General features: G+C 44.2%; 12 protein-coding genes, 2 tRNA genes and 1 rRNA gene. 8 read left to right on the top strand and 7 right to left on the bottom strand.

All coding sequences use genetic code 11. The annotated features are described in order from the left end of the window. Positions 1-24: 24 nt before the first annotated feature. From ACAM39_RS00940 to ACAM39_RS00920, 5 genes are all read right to left on the bottom strand, one after another. Positions 25-100: transfer RNA gene (locus tag ACAM39_RS00940), tRNA-Ala, on the bottom strand. Positions 101-185: 85 nt separating this feature from the next. Next, a tRNA-Ile gene (locus ACAM39_RS00935) sits at positions 186-262 on the bottom strand. A gap of 163 nt (positions 263-425) precedes the next feature. Beyond that, positions 426-1957, bottom strand: a 16S ribosomal RNA gene (locus ACAM39_RS00930). A gap of 420 nt (positions 1958-2377) precedes the next feature. Next, positions 2378-3310 (bottom strand): 1,4-dihydroxy-2-naphthoate octaprenyltransferase, encoded by a 933-nt coding sequence (menA, locus tag ACAM39_RS00925; RefSeq protein WP_369627895.1) that lies wholly within the window; start codon positions 3308-3310, stop codon positions 2378-2380. Positions 3311-3394: 84 nt separating this feature from the next. Next, complete coding sequence (locus tag ACAM39_RS00920; RefSeq protein WP_369627894.1) at positions 3395-5944, bottom strand: Tex family protein; 2550 nt, start codon at positions 5942-5944, stop codon at positions 3395-3397. Between the two features lie 568 nt (positions 5945-6512). Here ACAM39_RS00920 and ompR point away from each other — a divergent pair. Together ompR and ACAM39_RS00910 are read left to right on the top strand one after the other, a co-directional pair. Next, the gene (gene ompR, locus ACAM39_RS00915; protein ID WP_284034909.1) at positions 6513-7286 is read left to right on the top strand and encodes an osmolarity response regulator transcription factor OmpR; all 774 of its coding nucleotides are present in this window, start codon (positions 6513-6515) and stop codon (positions 7284-7286) included. A gap of 71 nt (positions 7287-7357) precedes the next feature. Further along, positions 7358-8413, top strand: a complete 1056-nt coding sequence (locus ACAM39_RS00910) for a CobW family GTP-binding protein (RefSeq protein ID WP_369627893.1) — start codon at positions 7358-7360, stop codon at positions 8411-8413. Between the two features lie 68 nt (positions 8414-8481). Here the strand turns inward: ACAM39_RS00910 and ACAM39_RS00905 are convergent, their stop codons facing one another. Further along, the gene (locus ACAM39_RS00905; RefSeq protein WP_369627892.1) at positions 8482-9294 is read right to left on the bottom strand and encodes an NRDE family protein; all 813 of its coding nucleotides are present in this window, start codon (positions 9292-9294) and stop codon (positions 8482-8484) included. A 184-nt stretch (positions 9295-9478) separates the two neighbouring features. On the opposite strand from ACAM39_RS00905, the gene ACAM39_RS00900 reads away from it, so the two are divergent. Beyond that, positions 9479-10213 (top strand): glycosyltransferase, encoded by a 735-nt coding sequence (locus ACAM39_RS00900; protein WP_369627891.1) that lies wholly within the window; start codon positions 9479-9481, stop codon positions 10211-10213. A gap of 52 nt (positions 10214-10265) precedes the next feature. Here the strand turns inward: ACAM39_RS00900 and ACAM39_RS00895 are convergent, their stop codons facing one another. Then, positions 10266-11087 carry an enoyl-CoA hydratase/isomerase family protein gene (locus ACAM39_RS00895; RefSeq protein ID WP_278931835.1) on the bottom strand — a complete coding sequence of 274 codons (822 nt, stop codon included), beginning with the start codon at positions 11085-11087 and terminating at the stop codon, positions 10266-10268. A 252-nt stretch (positions 11088-11339) separates the two neighbouring features. On the opposite strand from ACAM39_RS00895, the gene ACAM39_RS00890 reads away from it, so the two are divergent. From ACAM39_RS00890 to ACAM39_RS00870, 5 genes are all read left to right on the top strand, one after another. Continuing rightward, a complete protein-coding gene (locus ACAM39_RS00890) occupies positions 11340-11858 on the top strand; it encodes a GbsR/MarR family transcriptional regulator (RefSeq protein WP_369627890.1) in 519 nt (172 codons plus the stop codon). Between the two features lie 162 nt (positions 11859-12020). After that, positions 12021-12968 carry a TIGR01777 family oxidoreductase gene (locus tag ACAM39_RS00885; RefSeq protein WP_369627889.1) on the top strand — a complete coding sequence of 316 codons (948 nt, stop codon included), beginning with the start codon at positions 12021-12023 and terminating at the stop codon, positions 12966-12968. Positions 12969-12986: 18 nt separating this feature from the next. Beyond that, a complete protein-coding gene (locus ACAM39_RS00880; protein WP_369627888.1) occupies positions 12987-13391 on the top strand; it encodes a thiol-disulfide oxidoreductase DCC family protein in 405 nt (134 codons plus the stop codon). Positions 13392-13886: 495 nt separating this feature from the next. Further along, positions 13887-14207 carry a DUF485 domain-containing protein gene (locus tag ACAM39_RS00875; protein ID WP_313423967.1) on the top strand — a complete coding sequence of 107 codons (321 nt, stop codon included), beginning with the start codon at positions 13887-13889 and terminating at the stop codon, positions 14205-14207. Between the two features lie 181 nt (positions 14208-14388). After that, positions 14389-16047, top strand: a complete 1659-nt coding sequence (locus ACAM39_RS00870; protein ID WP_472828258.1) for a cation acetate symporter — start codon at positions 14389-14391, stop codon at positions 16045-16047. Positions 16048-16096 lie beyond the last annotated feature (49 nt).

The raw sequence follows: 16096 nt of genomic DNA, 5'->3' as shown, positions 1-16096 counted from the left end.
TGCTTTATTACGTTAAGCTAATTATGGTGGAGCCAAGGAGAGTCGAACTCCTGACCTCCTGCGTGCAAGGCAGGCGCTCTACCAACTGAGCTATGGCCCCTGAGCAAGGATCAGCAAAGCATCGCTTTGCCCGAGTGCAAGAGAATTTACCAAGTAAATTCTAAAGCATTTAACCTCTGGTTAAATGGTGGGTCTAATAAGACTTGAACTTATGACCCCTGCCTTATCAAGGCAGTGCTCTAACCAACTGAGCTATAGACCCCGAGAACCGTTAAAAAATTGCATCGCAATTTTAGGTTCGAGCTAAAATCCTTTGCTAAGGATTTTAGTCTTAGCCTTGCTATTTGCGCTGCTGTAGATTAACGATTATTAGCTTATTTATACACAAGAACAACTTGCTGTGAATTCTCACTTAGTGCTTTAGTTAAGGAGGTGATCCAGCCGCAGGTTCCCCTACGGCTACCTTGTTACGACTTCACCCCAGTCATCGACCACACCGTGGTAAGCGCCCTCTTTCGTTAGGCTACCTACTTCTGGTGCAATAGACTCCCATGGTGTGACGGGCGGTGTGTACAAGGCCCGGGAACGTATTCACCGCGGCATTCTGATCCGCGATTACTAGCGATTCCGACTTCATGGAGTCGAGTTGCAGACTCCAATCCGGACTACGATAGGCTTTTTGAGATTAGCATCACATCGCTGTGTAGCAACCCTCTGTACCTACCATTGTAGCACGTGTGTAGCCCTGGTCGTAAGGGCCATGATGACTTGACGTCGTCCCCGCCTTCCTCCAGTTTGTCACTGGCAGTATCCTTAAAGTTCCCGGCTTAACCCGCTGGCAAATAAGGAAAAGGGTTGCGCTCGTTGCGGGACTTAACCCAACATCTCACGACACGAGCTGACGACAGCCATGCAGCACCTGTATGTGAGTTCCCGAAGGCACTCTCTCATCTCTGAGAGATTCTCACTATGTCAAGACCAGGTAAGGTTCTTCGCGTTGCATCGAATTAAACCACATGCTCCACCGCTTGTGCGGGCCCCCGTCAATTCATTTGAGTTTTAACCTTGCGGCCGTACTCCCCAGGCGGTCTACTTATCGCGTTAACTGCGCCACTAAAGTCTCAAGGACCCCAACGGCTAGTAGACATCGTTTACGGCGTGGACTACCAGGGTATCTAATCCTGTTTGCTACCCACGCTTTCGAATCTCAGTGTCAATATTATGCCAGGAAGCTGCCTTCGCCATCGGTATTCCTCCAGATCTCTACGCATTTCACCGCTACACCTGGAATTCTACTTCCCTCTCACATATTCTAGCACCACCAGTATCACATGCAGTTCCCAGGTTAAGCCCGGGGATTTCACATGTGACTTAATGAGCCACCTACACTCGCTTTACGCCCAGTAATTCCGATTAACGCTCGCACCCTCTGTATTACCGCGGCTGCTGGCACAGAGTTAGCCGGTGCTTATTCTGCAGGTAACGTCTAATCTAATGGGTATTAACCATTAGCCTCTCCTCCCTGCTTAAAGTGCTTTACAACCAAAAGGCCTTCTTCACACACGCGGCATGGCTGGATCAGGGTTGCCCCCATTGTCCAATATTCCCCACTGCTGCCTCCCGTAGGAGTCCGGACCGTGTCTCAGTTCCGGTGTGACTGATCATCCTCTCAGACCAGTTACAGATCGTCGCCTTGGTGGGCCTTTACCCCACCAACTAGCTAATCTGATTTAGGCTCATCTAATAGCAAGAGCTTGCGCCCCCTTTCACCCGTAGGTCGTATGCGGTATTAATTCGAGTTTCCCCGAGCTATCCCCCACTACTAGGCAGATTCCTAAATGTTACTCACCCGTCCGCCACTAATCATCTCTAGCAAGCTAGAGTTTCATCGTTCGACTTGCATGTGTTAAGCCTGCCGCCAGCGTTCAATCTGAGCCATGATCAAACTCTTCAGTTTAATCTTTCTATCTGTTGTCACCGCTACGCGGTGTCAATAGATTTAATTTGTTGACTCAATTATTTATACTGTCTTTGCTCAAATAAACTTACGAGTATCTTCTACTCAGACAACAAAATAATTAAATCTTAATATTTCGCGCCAAAGTGAAAATCCACACAAGTTGTTCTTGTGTTTGTTGTTATTTAGTTCACAACATCATCGGCTGATGTCGTTAAGAAGGTCGCTATTTTAACAGCTTATTTTGTGTTGTCAATAACTTTTTTCTTTAATTTTTTATGACCGCTCAACTTATATCTATATTAATTTAAGTTGTTGTTTTTACTACAGTTTGTGGCTGTAGTCGCTGCCAGTGAGTGCGTATTATACGCTTTTCTTTTTACCTGTCAACACCGCTGTCAAAAGTTTTTTTATTTATTTTCAAATTAATTTTTTATAGTTAAAGATAAGAATGCTTACACTCATCAATATACTGGTCGCTAGAGTGATTAAGGCAATTTTGGCTAGCTCTGGCGCTAGTGCGTTTGCGGGGATATTTTCATCACTATAATGGCGAACCATTTTAAGATGCTTGGCAATCGGTGATACTAGAACAAATAGGCTTAATAGATAAAAATTTTGTCGCAAGGTCACAAAGGTAATGAGTAAAAAGTAAGCACCCAACAACATAAACCGATACAGGTGGCTGATGCTTTCTTTGCCTAAGGTGGTGGCAAGGGTATTTTTACCAGCACTTGTATCTGTGTCAAAATCACGCATATTGTTAATTATCAATACGCACGTGCATAGCAGGCCAATCACCACCGCAGCAATAATATCCATCACACGGATAAATTGTGTTTGTAGGTACACGCCCCCTAATACATTAACTAAGCCGAAGAATAAAAATACCGCTATTTCCCCTTTCGCACTGTACCCATAGGGATTTTTACCCATGGTATAGGTCACTGCGGCGATAATCGCGATGATGCCCAATGCTAAGAAGGTGAAAAAATCGGTCAGACTGTTAAAGCTTAGCCAAAGTAAGCCAATACCGCAGCCAAAAATAAACAGTGCCCAACTTATGATTAATTTTTTAAGGGTCTTGGGATTGATTGTACCTTGCGCTGTCTGTCTGTCGAGTCGATGCGCATCCGTACCCCGTATGCCATCGCCGTAGTCGTTGGCTAAATTAGATAAAATCTGCAAGCCTAAGGCAACCCAAAGGCTTAGCAAAAAGATTTGCCAATTTTTGCTATTAAAGCTGCCAATACGGGAGTATGCCAACGCATTGGCTACTATGATGCCAGCCACCGCTAATGGATAAGTGCGTGGGCGAGTCGCTTGCCAAAATGCTTGTAAAAAATTGACCATCACTCACTCGAAACCTTGTATCACCAATCGCAACATCTAAATGGATTTATCCATTTAGATGCACGTTTACCAATGATGCGGGGTTTATTTTGATTTTTTTAGACCTGCTTGCGCCAACAATGCACCTAAGCTACCGATTTTTTGCGGTTTGTCGGCTGCTTGGTTTTGCGGTTTAGCGGCTTTGTCACTACGTTGAGGTTTGCCCGAATGTTTGGCTGATTTACCGCCACGCTCGCTATGGTCTGCATGTTTTTTCGCTGTACCATCCACTGATTGGTTGGTATTTTTTGCTTTATTAGCGGGTGCTTTTTCAGTAGCTTTGGCTACCATTGGGGTGTCTGACTTCATGCTAAAGCCCACGCGTTTACGCTCTGCATCCACTGAAATCACGCGAACGGTGACGATGTCACCTGGTTTGACATGATTTAACGGATCGGCGATAAACTCGTTACCCATCTCTGAGATATGCACCAAGCCATCTTGATGTACGCCAACATCAACAAAACAACCAAAACTTGTCACATTGGTGACCACGCCTTCAAGCGTCATGCCTTCGGTTAAATCGTTGAGGCTATTAACATCGTCACGAAACTTTGCTGTTTTAAAGCTCGGTCTTGGATCGTGTGCAGGTTTGGCTAATTCTTGTTTGATGGCAGCGGCTTTCAGCGTTGCTTGCTCGGCATCGTTAACCTCATCGTTTGCGGCAGCGATAAGTGAAGCGGTCAGATTGTTAAGCGCTGACTCGTCGCCTAGCACATCGTCGAGATTGTTGTCAGTTGAAGCCAGCCATTGTTTGACCATTTCGTAGTTTTCTGGGTGTAAGCCTGTTGCATCTAATGGCTCATCACCGCCACGAATGCGTAAAAAACCTGCCGCTTGTTCAAAAGTTTTGGCACCCAATCTTGGCACGTTTTTGAGCTGTTCACGGTTGGCAAAGGCGCCATGTTCGTTGCGGTAGTTGACAATTTGCTGCGCCACATTGACATTGAGACCTGCGATATAAGACAAAATCGCAGGACTTGCGGTGTTGACATCTACGCCTACTGCATTCACGCAGTCTTGCGTGACTTTGGTTAAACTATCCGCCAGCTGCGTTTGGTTGACGTCATGCTGATATTGACCCACGCCAATGGCTTTGGGATCGACTTTAACCAGCTCAGACAAGGGATCTTGCAAACGACGGGCAATCGATACCGCCCCACGAATGGATACATCAAGCTCTTGTAATTCTTGCGATGCCAGTTCGCTGGCTGAGTACACAGAAGCACCAGACTCATTGACCACCACAGGCACGGCTTTGATATCGCCGTTTCCTTGAGCGCTGTGTTCTGCCAAAATTTCTTTGATTAAAGCATCTGTCTCACGGCTAGCCGTACCATTACCAATGGCGATTAAATGCACCTGGTGATTTTTGAGTAAATCGGCAATGATTTGTTTGGCTTCATCGACTTTATTGTCTGGGGCAAATGGATACACTGTTGCAATTGCAAAACTACCATCGCTGTTTTTGGCAACATGACCTAGGCTATCAACTACCGCCATTTTGACGCCATGACGGATACCGGGATCGATGCCTAGAATCGTTTTTTGACCCGCTGGCGCTGCCATCAATAGATGCTGTAAATTGTTTGCAAACACGTCAATTGCTGCGGATTCAGCCGTTAAGCGTTTTTCTGTGAGCAAACGATGCTCAATATGCGGGCGCCATTTATCCAACCACAGTTTTTTGCCCAGTGACAATAAAAACTGTTGACGCTCACTAGGCTCAGCAGCGGTTAAGTTAAACGCGTGATTAATTTGTTCAATGAATGGTGCATCATCGCCTTCAATGGCAATCGTCAGTACGTTGTCTTGGCGACCGCGTAGCATCGCTAATAATCGATGATTGGGTAGACGCGCCAAGCTTTCAGCGTGGTCAAAATAGTCTTTGTATTTTTCGCCGACTTCCCGCTTTTCTTCGCCCACTAAACGGCTATGAATTTGGGCGATTTTACCAAAGCCGACGCGCAGTTTATCGAGTAGGTCAAGCTGCTGTGTCCACTCATCGATAATAATGGCGCCGATGCCTGATAGCTGTTTTTCTTTATCTTCAAAAATTGACGCTTCGGCTTCGCCGTTGTCATCCTGTACAGGCGCTGGCGCTTGATAATCTGATAATGCCGAGGCTGGACTTACCGAGTCATTTAAAACCGCCAAGGCAATTGGCTCAAGTCCTGCTTCACGCGCTTGGGTTGCCAATGAGCGGCGGCGCGGACGATACGGCAAATAAATGTCTTCTAGCTCAAGTTTGGATGCCGCTTGATTGATGCGTTCATTCAATTCATCGGTCAACTTATTTTGTGAGGTCAACAACTCAATGATTTTTTGGCGGCGAATGGCCATATCTCGTTCATAGCTGAGCGATTTTTCCAGACTACGCAACTGTACGTCATCGAGCCCGCCGGTTTGGTCTTTACGATAGCGTGCAATAAACGGAATCGTCGCCCCCTCATCGTAGAGTTTGACAAATGCCATCATTTGGTTAAGTTTGATACCAAGATTTGCAGCTAATTTTTGATAAATGGCTTGCTGGATTTGCTCAGAGAGTACATCTACCGCTGGATTAGCCGCAATGGCAGTAACGTTTGTAGTCATATTTTTGCCTAACACTTATAAGGATGAACTCAAAACTTAAGAGTTCACGCATTATAACAAAACAATACAAAAAGATAATAGGTAAACGCTATTTTAACAAAAATCTTTAGCGATTTTTTATTTTGCCAATACTATTGCTGTCGTTAGACTAAAATTTTGCTAAGTAATGACTATAAATAAGTGCCTACCCTATAAGCTAACGTCGCATTTTTAGCAAAATCACTACAGCAATCGACACATTTTTTTGATTTAATAACCGCATAACCACGCAAATTTGGCTGAATTATAAGATTGATAATGCTTGCAAGTTGTAACCAATCGTTTCAAAATACCCTTATCAGTCCCTAATAAAAAATTGCATACCCATATATTTTATAGCATTGCCTGTCCTAACTATTAATTATTAAGGTTCAGTTCAACACATTAATGGAACATATTTAGCCTTTATAAAAAACAATTGGGTATTTATAAAAACTATGTAGCGAAAACAACATTCGAGTGAAAATAACGTTAGTGATAGGATTATGGGTGATAGGAATATCGACGATAAAAATGAGGAAAATAATCAATGAGTGACGACATCAACCCCACTGTAGAATCTACCCCCAATCAATCAGCCGCCGGCGATATGAATCAGCGCATTTTAGTGGTTGACGATGATGCACGCCTTCGTACCTTGTTGCAACGTTTCTTGGAAGACGATGGTTATATTGTACGTACGGCGCATGACGGCAACCAAATGGATAAATTGATGCAGCGCGAGTTATTTTCGCTGATTGTACTTGATTTGATGCTACCTAACGAAGACGGTATCAGTATTTGCCATCGCTTACGCGCAGAAAACTCTGATATTCCGATTATTATGTTGACCGCTAAAGGTTCCGATGCCGATCGTATCGCAGGACTTGAAGCAGGTGCGGATGATTATCTGCCAAAACCGTTTAACCCCAAAGAATTATTGGCACGTATTAAAGCCGTATTGCGCCGGCAAACGCGTGAATTACCAGGTGCACCCAGTCAGCAAATGGAAGTGGTCGAATTTGGCTCATGGACATTAGATTTATCAACGCGCACCCTAAAACGTGATGGCAATATCGTAACCTTAACCACGGGTGAATTTAGTGTATTAAAAGCCTTGGTACAACATCCCCGTGAGCCATTAACCCGTGATAAACTGATGAATCTGGCACGCGGCCGTGAATGGGGCGCAATGGAGCGCTCAATTGATGTGCAAGTATCGCGTTTACGCCGTCTCATCGAAGATAACCCTTCGCAAGCGCGCTATATACAAACCGTATGGGGTGTGGGCTACGTGTTTGTACCCGATGGCGCAGATAGCTAGACAAGGGCTATTTAAAAGAGCGGATTAAAAAAGCTAAGTTAACAGAGTTAAAAACTTTTATGATAAAACCTTTGATTGTAAATACAGCCTGTCACCTGGTGATGGGCTTTTTAGGTTCTGGAAAAACCAGTTTTATCAATGCCTGCATCGCGCATTTTCAACACCAAGAAAAGTGGGCGATTTTGGTCAATGAAGCAGGTCAAATCGGTATTGATGAAAAGCTATTGACGGGTAATGCTGACCATGATTTAGCGATTCGCCAAGTATCTGGTGGCTGTATCTGCTGTACGTCGCAAATGCCGCTACAGATTGCGCTCGCTCGCCTGACTTCTGAGTATAGACCTGACCGATTATGGATTGAGCCGACAGGGCTTGCACACCCGCGAGAACTGATTGAGCAGCTATCTGCTCCGCATTGGCAAACTGCGCTGTCGCTAAAATCCGCCCTCAGTATCGTCAATGCGCGTCATTGGCAAGATAGCCGTTATCGTGACAATGAAGGCTACCAAGCGCATGTGCGATTTTGTGATGTGGTGGTGATTAATCGTTTTCATGGATTGGATGACACCCAAAAAACCCAGCTAACCGCATGGGTAAAAGGCTTAAACCCTAAAGCAAAATTGATTTGGCAAGCAGAACAAACGCTGAGCGAAGACAATCTGCGGCAATTGCAACAAGCGCTCAAGCAATCAAGCCAAGTGCTTGCCGAGCGTAGCTATTACCAACAAATTAGCTTAACAAGCTTTGCTCAGTCCCACGCTCCAACCACTACCCAATCACCAACAGCTGCCAATGATGATTTGCCATTTCGCTATCATGATGTACAAAATGGCTATCAAATCATTGGCTGGCGGGTGTCAGCCGACTGGACAATTGATATGACTGTACTGATGGAATGGTTGTTGGCACTGCCCGACTGGCAACGTATCAAATCGGTGGTTCATATCAAACATACGCATGATGAGCAATGGCAAACCATGAATTTTACCCCGGATTCGCTCGATTTGTTGGCCTGTGAACCACAAACCGATAACCGCATTGAGGTGATTTTTTTGGATAACACTATCGAATTGGATTTTGATAGGCTCGATACTGAGCTGATGATGATGTTTGGGCATATCCATTAAGCTTACGGTTGATGGATAGCCGATTTTCTTGTCTATTTTTTTGATTTTGTGGCTGTTTTTTTCATTGATTATGTGGCGTTCACATCGGGCGTGATACAGATGATAGTGTCATTTTCAAGGTTTTTTTCTTGCATATCAAACCCTGTATGAGTGATGGTAAGCAAACTATTCACGCGTGTCCCATAGCTACTTCCCAGCAATTTATCGAGGCGATTGGCAGGAATAAAAATGGAAGATAACGCCAACTCTGTCTCCATACCTAATCCTGTATCAGGTAGCTGGGTGATAGGCGCTTGTTCACGGTCTTGCAGTATCTCAAATGCCACGTTTTTCCAATTGGCTGTTTGCCAGTCCTCATGCCGAGCAAGCAGCGGCAATAACTCTTGTCTTACTCGCCTGCGCAGTTTTTCCGTTTTAAACCATGCCGTATTTGGTTGACCATTGGATAACACGTATAAGCCTTTTGCCAATACCTCGATGCCATACCCTTTATTATTAAGTAGCACCGCTTGCTGCCGATCGCCGATGACTAGATTAAACCCATCATAGCAGGGCAAATCAATTTGTCTTGCGAAAGCTAGCGGCGACCACTCACCGCTCAAATAATCAAGGATGAGCTGACCGCGGGAGGTGGCAAAGACAGGCTTATCTTTGATAATCTCTCGGTAGTTTAAAATCACCCCCCAGCGCCCATGCACAGGATCGATACCCAACCAAGTGCCCCCTGCTTGCGCATCTTGCCCCGCGATGATTTTTTTTCCATTCGGCAATTGCCATTCACGCAGTGCGCGTGTAGGACGCTGCAAAAATTCATCCCGATTGGATAATAGCACCAAGGGCTTATCCTCAAACAGCTGCCAAGCCAACGCCACAATGCACATACTTTATTCCTTCCAACTTGTTACCATGCCATTGCCCATTGTACCTTGCATCAGCTCGATTACTCATTCCCTAGCTTAGCACCCAAAATTTTTTTGGCAATCACCAAATCGTCATATTGTTCATTTATGATAAAAAACCTAAAAACTTCCGTTTTAAACGATTGTTGCCCTTGTGAATGAGCTTATGACGCCAATTAGCATTGTGATTATTACCTTAAACGAAGCCGAACGTATCGGTAATATTTTGCGTGACTTAGCCCAGCAAAGCTACCAAAATTTTGAAGTCATCGTGGTGGATTCCAACAGCGAAGATGACACCTGTCAAATTGCAGCCAGTTTTCGCCATCAGTTGCCCGCGATAAGCGTACATAAAATGCCAAAGCGTGGCGTCAGCTTGGGTCGTAATACAGGGGCAAGACTAGCCAAAAATGAACGGATACTGTTTTTAGATGCCGATGTGCGGTTGGATACAAACTTCTTGCAAAAAGCCAGTCAATTATTGGATAAAAAATCCTTGAAAGTAGCCGGTGTATACATGAATGCTGACCACCTAAAACCTTGGTTTACAGTGGGTTATCTGCTGTTTAACATGGGTATTTTTGTTAGCCAATTTTTATCGCCAACGGCGGTCGGTGCGTGTATTTTTTCCAGTAAATCCGTGCATGAGCAATTGGGTGGGTTTGATGAGTCTATCACCCTGTGTGAAGATTGTGACTATGTCAATCGCGCCAAAAAAATCACCCGTTATCAGATGCTACCACTCACCTTTCGCTTTGACCCACGCCGCTTGCAGCAAGATGGCTATTTTAATACAGGCTGGAAATACCTGCATGCCAATTTATATCGTTTTTTTATTGGCGAAATCCGCGATAACAAAATCCGTTACCAGTTCGGGCATTATCATACCCAAAAAAAATAGCGTCGGTGTCAACGCTATTTTTTGCAGGGTTTTTAGGAGCTTGCCCTATGCTTTATCGCCCTTTAAACTCAGCAGGACGCTTTTGCATAAAGGCGGTAATCCCTTCTTTAAAGTCTTCACTGGTCGCCATTTGCATTTGGTAAATTACCTCTTGGTCTAGCGCGATATCTAGTCCTGCAAATGCCACTTGATTAATCGATTGCTTCATTGCCGCCAGCGCTAAGGTTGGCAAGCTTGTGAGGCGGTCGGTCAGTTTTTTCACTGCCGCATCAAGCGCATCTTGACTCACCAGCGCATTCACCAGTCCCAAATCTTCTGCCTTTTGCGCGCTGATTTGCTCACCCAACATCACAAGCTCAGTGGTTTTGGCGGCACCAATCAACTGAGATAACAGATAAATACCACCACCATCAGGCACTAGCCCGATATTGACAAAGGCTTGTAAAAATTTAGCATTGTCACTGGCGACGCGAAAATCGCACGCTAACGCGATATTCATGCCAGCGCCTGCACACGCGCCATTGATACGCGCGATAATCGGCTTGCTAATTTTGCGGATACGGCGCGTGATGTCAGCAATCCCAATGGTAAGGCTGTGCGACATTTTCAGTAAATTTTCGCGGTTATCTGCGCCGGATAGCATCTCGCGAATATCACCACCGCTAGAAAATCCCTTGCCCGCGCCTGTGATGACAATCACTTTGGCGGCTGTGTCGTATTGGGCGTAATCAAGGGCTTGATAAAGCTCAGATTTCATCACGCTATTGAGCGCATTGAGTGATGCTGGATCATTGAGGGTAATCGTCGCCACACTATCTGCAACATCATACGTGACTTTTTGAAAGGTAGGTTGTTGTGTTTGGGTTGCCGTCATGGGTCATCCTTATACCAAAAAATAAATACCAAAAAACTAAATGCCAAAAAATAGTTACAATGAACCACTTCATCTTACCTAAATTATTTTTTTTTGGGAAATAAAACGCGACTTGTAAGGTCAACAATCCAAACCCAACCACAAAATTTTTACAATTTTCAAAATTTCTGTATTGACAGAAATATATAAAAAGCTCAAAATAATTAAAAATTGATTGATTTATATCCATTTACTTACACACAGGGCTAAAAAGTGCAACTCACATCTACCATGGAAAAATTTGTCTTACACTGGGGCGAAATGGGCAATAAGTGGGGCGTAAACCGTACCGTTGCCCAGATTCATGCCTTGTTATTTTTGGCAGGCAAGCCGATGAATGCCGAAGAAATCCAAGAAACCTTAGGCGTGGCGCGTTCAAATGTGAGCAATAGTATCAAGGAATTACAGAGCCTAAATCTGGTACAAACAGTACATACGCTCGGTGATAGACGAGATTACTTCACCACGGGCACGGATGTGTGGGAATTGGCTAAGGTGATTGTCGAAGAACGCTATCGCCGAGAGCTTGCGCCGACGGTTGGATTCTTGGCGGATTTAATCAATGAGCCAGAATTTGCCAAAGAAAGCAAAGACGTACAGCAACGTATCAAAGACACTCACCACTTTGTCGATACGCTGACGAGTTGGGCGAACGAGATGCTAAAACTTTCTTCCACTACGCTCAATCGTATCTTAAAGCTTGGGGCGACGATTCAGAAGTTTTTGAAATGATGGATTGGGACAATGACTGCAAAATATCCGACTGGCAAAGTTTTAACCTATTATGCTCTATTTGGTGGTTTAAGTAGTGTAATCGTTGGCAAGCTGGTTTTACCAAAAAGCTAAAAATTTTACCCATAAATTTCAGTTTTGACAGAAAAAAGGAAATAAATGATGAAAATACTTATCACAGGCGGTTCAGGATTTTTAGGCACAGCGTTAACGCAATCGTTAAAAACCCATGGCGTAAAAGGTGACACTGCGTCAGTCACTTGGGTATCTCGTTCTGTAGAAAAAGAGAAAACCAAAAATATCGCAGATGACGTTATTAGCTATGACGATTTTGCCAGCACCAATGAGACGTATGATGTCATCATCAATCTGGCGGGTGCGGGTATTGCCGACAGCCGTTGGACGGAGGCACGTAAGCAAGAATTGTTTGATAGCCGACTAAAACCCACACAAGCGGTAATTGACTATATTGAGCGAATCGGCAACAAACCAAAACTATTGATTAGCGGGTCAGCCATCGGTTGGTACGGTATCCAAAAGGAAAACGACCCAACCGCGCTTGATGAAACCAGCCCCATGACAAAAACCGACTTCGCTCACGAAATTTGTCAGGCATGGGAGCAGCTAGCTTTGACTGCCCAAGATACTGCAACAAATGCCGTAACAGACGCTGTGCCAGTTGCGATTGTGCGCACAGGGGTGGTGATTGCGCCCGAGGGGGGTATGGTTGGACGACTGATTACCCCATTTAAAATGGGCACAGGTGGTAAGCTTGGCAATGGTCAGCAAATCATGAGCTGGATTAGCCGTAGTGATTGGTTGCGTGCGGTAATTTTTATCATTGAACAAAACCTGACTCACACCCTGCCCACTCAGCAAATTTATAATTTGACCAATCCAACACCTATTAGCAATGCTGCATTTACCGATGCGATGGGCACTTGGTTGTACCGCCCTACCCTGATGACCCTGCCCGCCTTTGTGGTCAAGACCATGTTTGGTGAAATGTCGACGTTACTGTTGGATGGGCAGCGCGTTGTGCCCACAGCGTTAATGGATCATGGTTTTGAATTTAACGACTTGACCGTATTAGATGCCCTAAAAAGCTAATCTTCGGAGACTGTTAATATGATTACCATGTACTATGATGATACCTGCCCTGTCTGCCGTACCGAAGCCTTGCATATGGTAGAGAAAAAACCTGACGCCATTCGCATCATGGCGATTGATGACGCACGGGATGAACTTGCCAATTTTGGTATTAGCGAAGATGAAGCGATGACTTACCTGTGTGTGCAAGATAAACAGGGTAACATGCAAAAAGGCATGGATGCTGTACGACTGCTATATAAAACCGCACAACTGCCATTTGCAACCGTGTTTGAATGGCCTGTAGTGAAACAAGCCAGTGATATGATTTACCCTATTTTTGCGCGACATCGCAACCGTGTACCCAACTGGATGACCCAACTTGCCTATGGTAAAGTCGCAGCAGACTGCAAAGACGGTATGTGTAAAACTCGAGGCAAATAAATGCCGTTTGGTTTAAATGGCAGTATGTACGCTCAATGACTCATCTATCCTTTATGATTTATCTATCATGGATAGCTTGATAATTTTTAGTGGTCATTGGGCGTTACAGTTATGATTAGGTGCAATCATGATTAGGTACAATGATCATTAGTCACGATTATGAGTATCAAGTTATGTCTAATAATAATTTTGGGTGCTTTTTTTGATAGGGTCGTCACTAATTTTCAACTAACATTCTACAATTTTTTTACAGTTTGAGAAAAAATAGCTAGATTTTTTAACAATTTTCATTTAATATTAGCAACTAATCAGGAAGATGAGATTGTTTGTATCATTTAAGACAATCTATCACGTTTAGCATAGCGGACTTGCTTCATCATATTGTTGTCTACTGTTATTGTCACCCAATCGCTATCTTCCTTGTCGGTTTTGACACTGATTGTTGAATCAATCATCAATGAGTTGTCTTTTCATTCATTTACAAGGAGCGTTACCATGGATGATGCACAAATTCAGCGAATTATTAATCATTCTGAATTCCAAAGCATGGCAAAGAAAAAAACAAGCCTAGGGCTTATTTTTTCTATTATTACCTTAATTGTGTGGTTTGGTTATCTGTTACTCGTCGGTTTTGATCCTGAAATGTTTGCTGCACCACTGTCAGCAGGCTCGACTGTCCCTGTTGGCTTTTACATTGTTGTTGCCATTATGATTTTTGTACCACTCATCACTTGGATATATGTCAGCAAAGCAAACGGTGAATTTGACACGATGACTCGTAAAGTCATCGATGATATCAACAGTGGTAAAGTATAACCCCACAGGGATTGTGTTGGGTTTTCAATTGTAAAATTGTGGTGCTGATAATAATTTTGACATCAGTTCTAACATCAGTTTTGACACCATGGAGGGTGGCATGTTACAACAACAGTATAACAGCGTGACTGTTAAAGGCTTGGGCAAGCGTATCGGCAAGGTTTCAACTGCCGCAAGCTTGATGCTCATAGGTCTAATGGCACAGATGCCAGCATGGGCAGCGGGCGCCCTTGAAGGCGAAGTGCAAAAACAACCGCTGAATATTTCAGCAATTATCATGTTCTTGATTTTTGTTTTGGCAACACTCGGTATTACTTACTGGGCGTCGAAACAAAACAAAACCACTAGCGACTTTTATACCGCGGGCGGCGGTATCTCAGGTACCAAAAACGGGATTGCCATTGCCGGGGACTATATGTCAGCGGTAACCTTTTTGGGGTTATCGAGTATGGTTTTTACCGTCGGTTATGATGGCATGATTTATACGCTAGCCTTCTTGATTGGTTGGCCGATTATTTTATTCTTAATCGCTGAGCGGCTACGTAACTTGGGTAAATTTACCTTCGCAGATGTGGCATCTTATCGTTTTTCCCAAACCCCAGTACGTATTTTTGCTGCATCTGGTACCTTGGTCGTCGTTGCACTATATTTGGTTGCGCAGATGGTGGGCGCGGGTAAACTAATTGAGTTATTATTTGGTTTGGACTATATCTATGCTGTACTAGTCGTGGGTATTTTGATGATGATTTACGTACTATTTGGCGGTATGCTAGCCACCACTTGGGTACAGATCATCAAAGCTATTTTGCTGATGTCGGGTGCGACTTTCATGGCATTTATGGTCATGAATCATGTAGGCTTTAGCTTTGACAATTTATTTAAGTCAGCCGTCGCTGTCCATAGCAAACATGAAGCAATCTTGTCACCTGGTAAATTGGTAAACAATCCTATTGAGTCTGTCTCATTAGGTTTGGGTCTATTGTTTGGTACAGCAGGTTTACCACACGTACTAATGCGTTTCTTCACCGTGCCAGATGCCAAACAAGCCCGTAAATCTGTATTAGTGGCCGCTAGCTGTATTGCTTACGTGTATTTCATGATCGTTCTCATTGGTTTGGGTGCTATCGTTATCCTAGCTGAACATCCAGATTATTTCACGACAATCGTTAAAGATGGCGTAAGCTCACAGGCACTCATCGGTGGTGCCAACATGGCAGCGATTCACTTGTCTCATGCCGTGGGTGGTAACTTATTCTTAGGCTTTATCTCGGCGGTAGCTTTTGCGACTATCCTAGCGGTGGTGGCAGGTTTGACTTTATCAGGCGCTTCAGCGGTCAGCCACGACTTGTATGCGAGTGTTATCAGAAAAGGTCAAGCGAGACCTGAAGAAGAGATGCGTGCATCAAAAATTACCGTGGTTGCGTTAAGTTTATTGTCAATCGTGACCGGTATTATCTTTGAAAACCAAAACCTTGCGTTCATTGCAAGTTTGGTATTTGCGGTTGCGGCATCGGCTAACTTCCCGATTCTTTTGTTAGCGATGTTCTGGCGTGGTTTAACCACTCGTGGTGCGGTAATCGGTGGGTTTGGAGGCTTAGCAGTCGCAGTGTTACTGATTATCTTAGGACCTGCAGTTTGGGTCGATATCATGAAACACGAATCACCCGCTTTCCCATACAAAAACGTGGCACTATTTAGTATGCCTGTGACCTTCATTCTAGCGTGGATCGCCTCTATCACTGACAACTCACCACGCGCTGAGTTAGATAGAAAAGGCTTCGATGCACAGTATGTACGTTCATTAACCGGTATCGGTGCGTCAGGTGCATCTGACCACTAATCCAATATTTAGTAAAAAATACCGCTTACCATAAGCGGTATTTTTTTAT

The organism is Moraxella sp. K02 (assembly GCF_041154755.1).
In the GTDB taxonomy this organism is placed as follows: domain Bacteria; phylum Pseudomonadota; class Gammaproteobacteria; order Pseudomonadales; family Moraxellaceae; genus Faucicola.
The sequence above is the reverse complement of the archived record's forward strand: the minus strand, read 5'-3'. Positions and strand labels throughout refer to the sequence as shown.

Bases quoted from the DNA above. Each gene is read 5' to 3' on its own strand.
- menA (WP_369627895.1), bottom strand. From the start codon at position 3,310: ATGGTCAATTTTTTACAAGCATTTTGGCAAGCGACTCGCCCACGCACT.
- ACAM39_RS00920 (WP_369627894.1), bottom strand. From the start codon at position 5,944: ATGACTACAAACGTTACTGCCATTGCGGCTAATCCAGCGGTAGATGTA.
- ompR (WP_284034909.1), top strand. From the start codon at position 6,513: ATGAGTGACGACATCAACCCCACTGTAGAATCTACCCCCAATCAATCA.
- ACAM39_RS00905 (WP_369627892.1), bottom strand. From the start codon at position 9,294: ATGTGCATTGTGGCGTTGGCTTGGCAGCTGTTTGAGGATAAGCCCTTG.
- ACAM39_RS00900 (WP_369627891.1), top strand. From the start codon at position 9,479: ATGACGCCAATTAGCATTGTGATTATTACCTTAAACGAAGCCGAACGT.
- ACAM39_RS00895 (WP_278931835.1), bottom strand. From the start codon at position 11,087: ATGACGGCAACCCAAACACAACAACCTACCTTTCAAAAAGTCACGTAT.
- ACAM39_RS00885 (WP_369627889.1), top strand. From the start codon at position 12,021: ATGAAAATACTTATCACAGGCGGTTCAGGATTTTTAGGCACAGCGTTA.
- ACAM39_RS00880 (WP_369627888.1), top strand. From the start codon at position 12,987: ATGATTACCATGTACTATGATGATACCTGCCCTGTCTGCCGTACCGAA.
- ACAM39_RS00875 (WP_313423967.1), top strand. From the start codon at position 13,887: ATGGATGATGCACAAATTCAGCGAATTATTAATCATTCTGAATTCCAA.
- ACAM39_RS00870 (WP_472828258.1), top strand. From the start codon at position 14,389: ATGCTCATAGGTCTAATGGCACAGATGCCAGCATGGGCAGCGGGCGCC.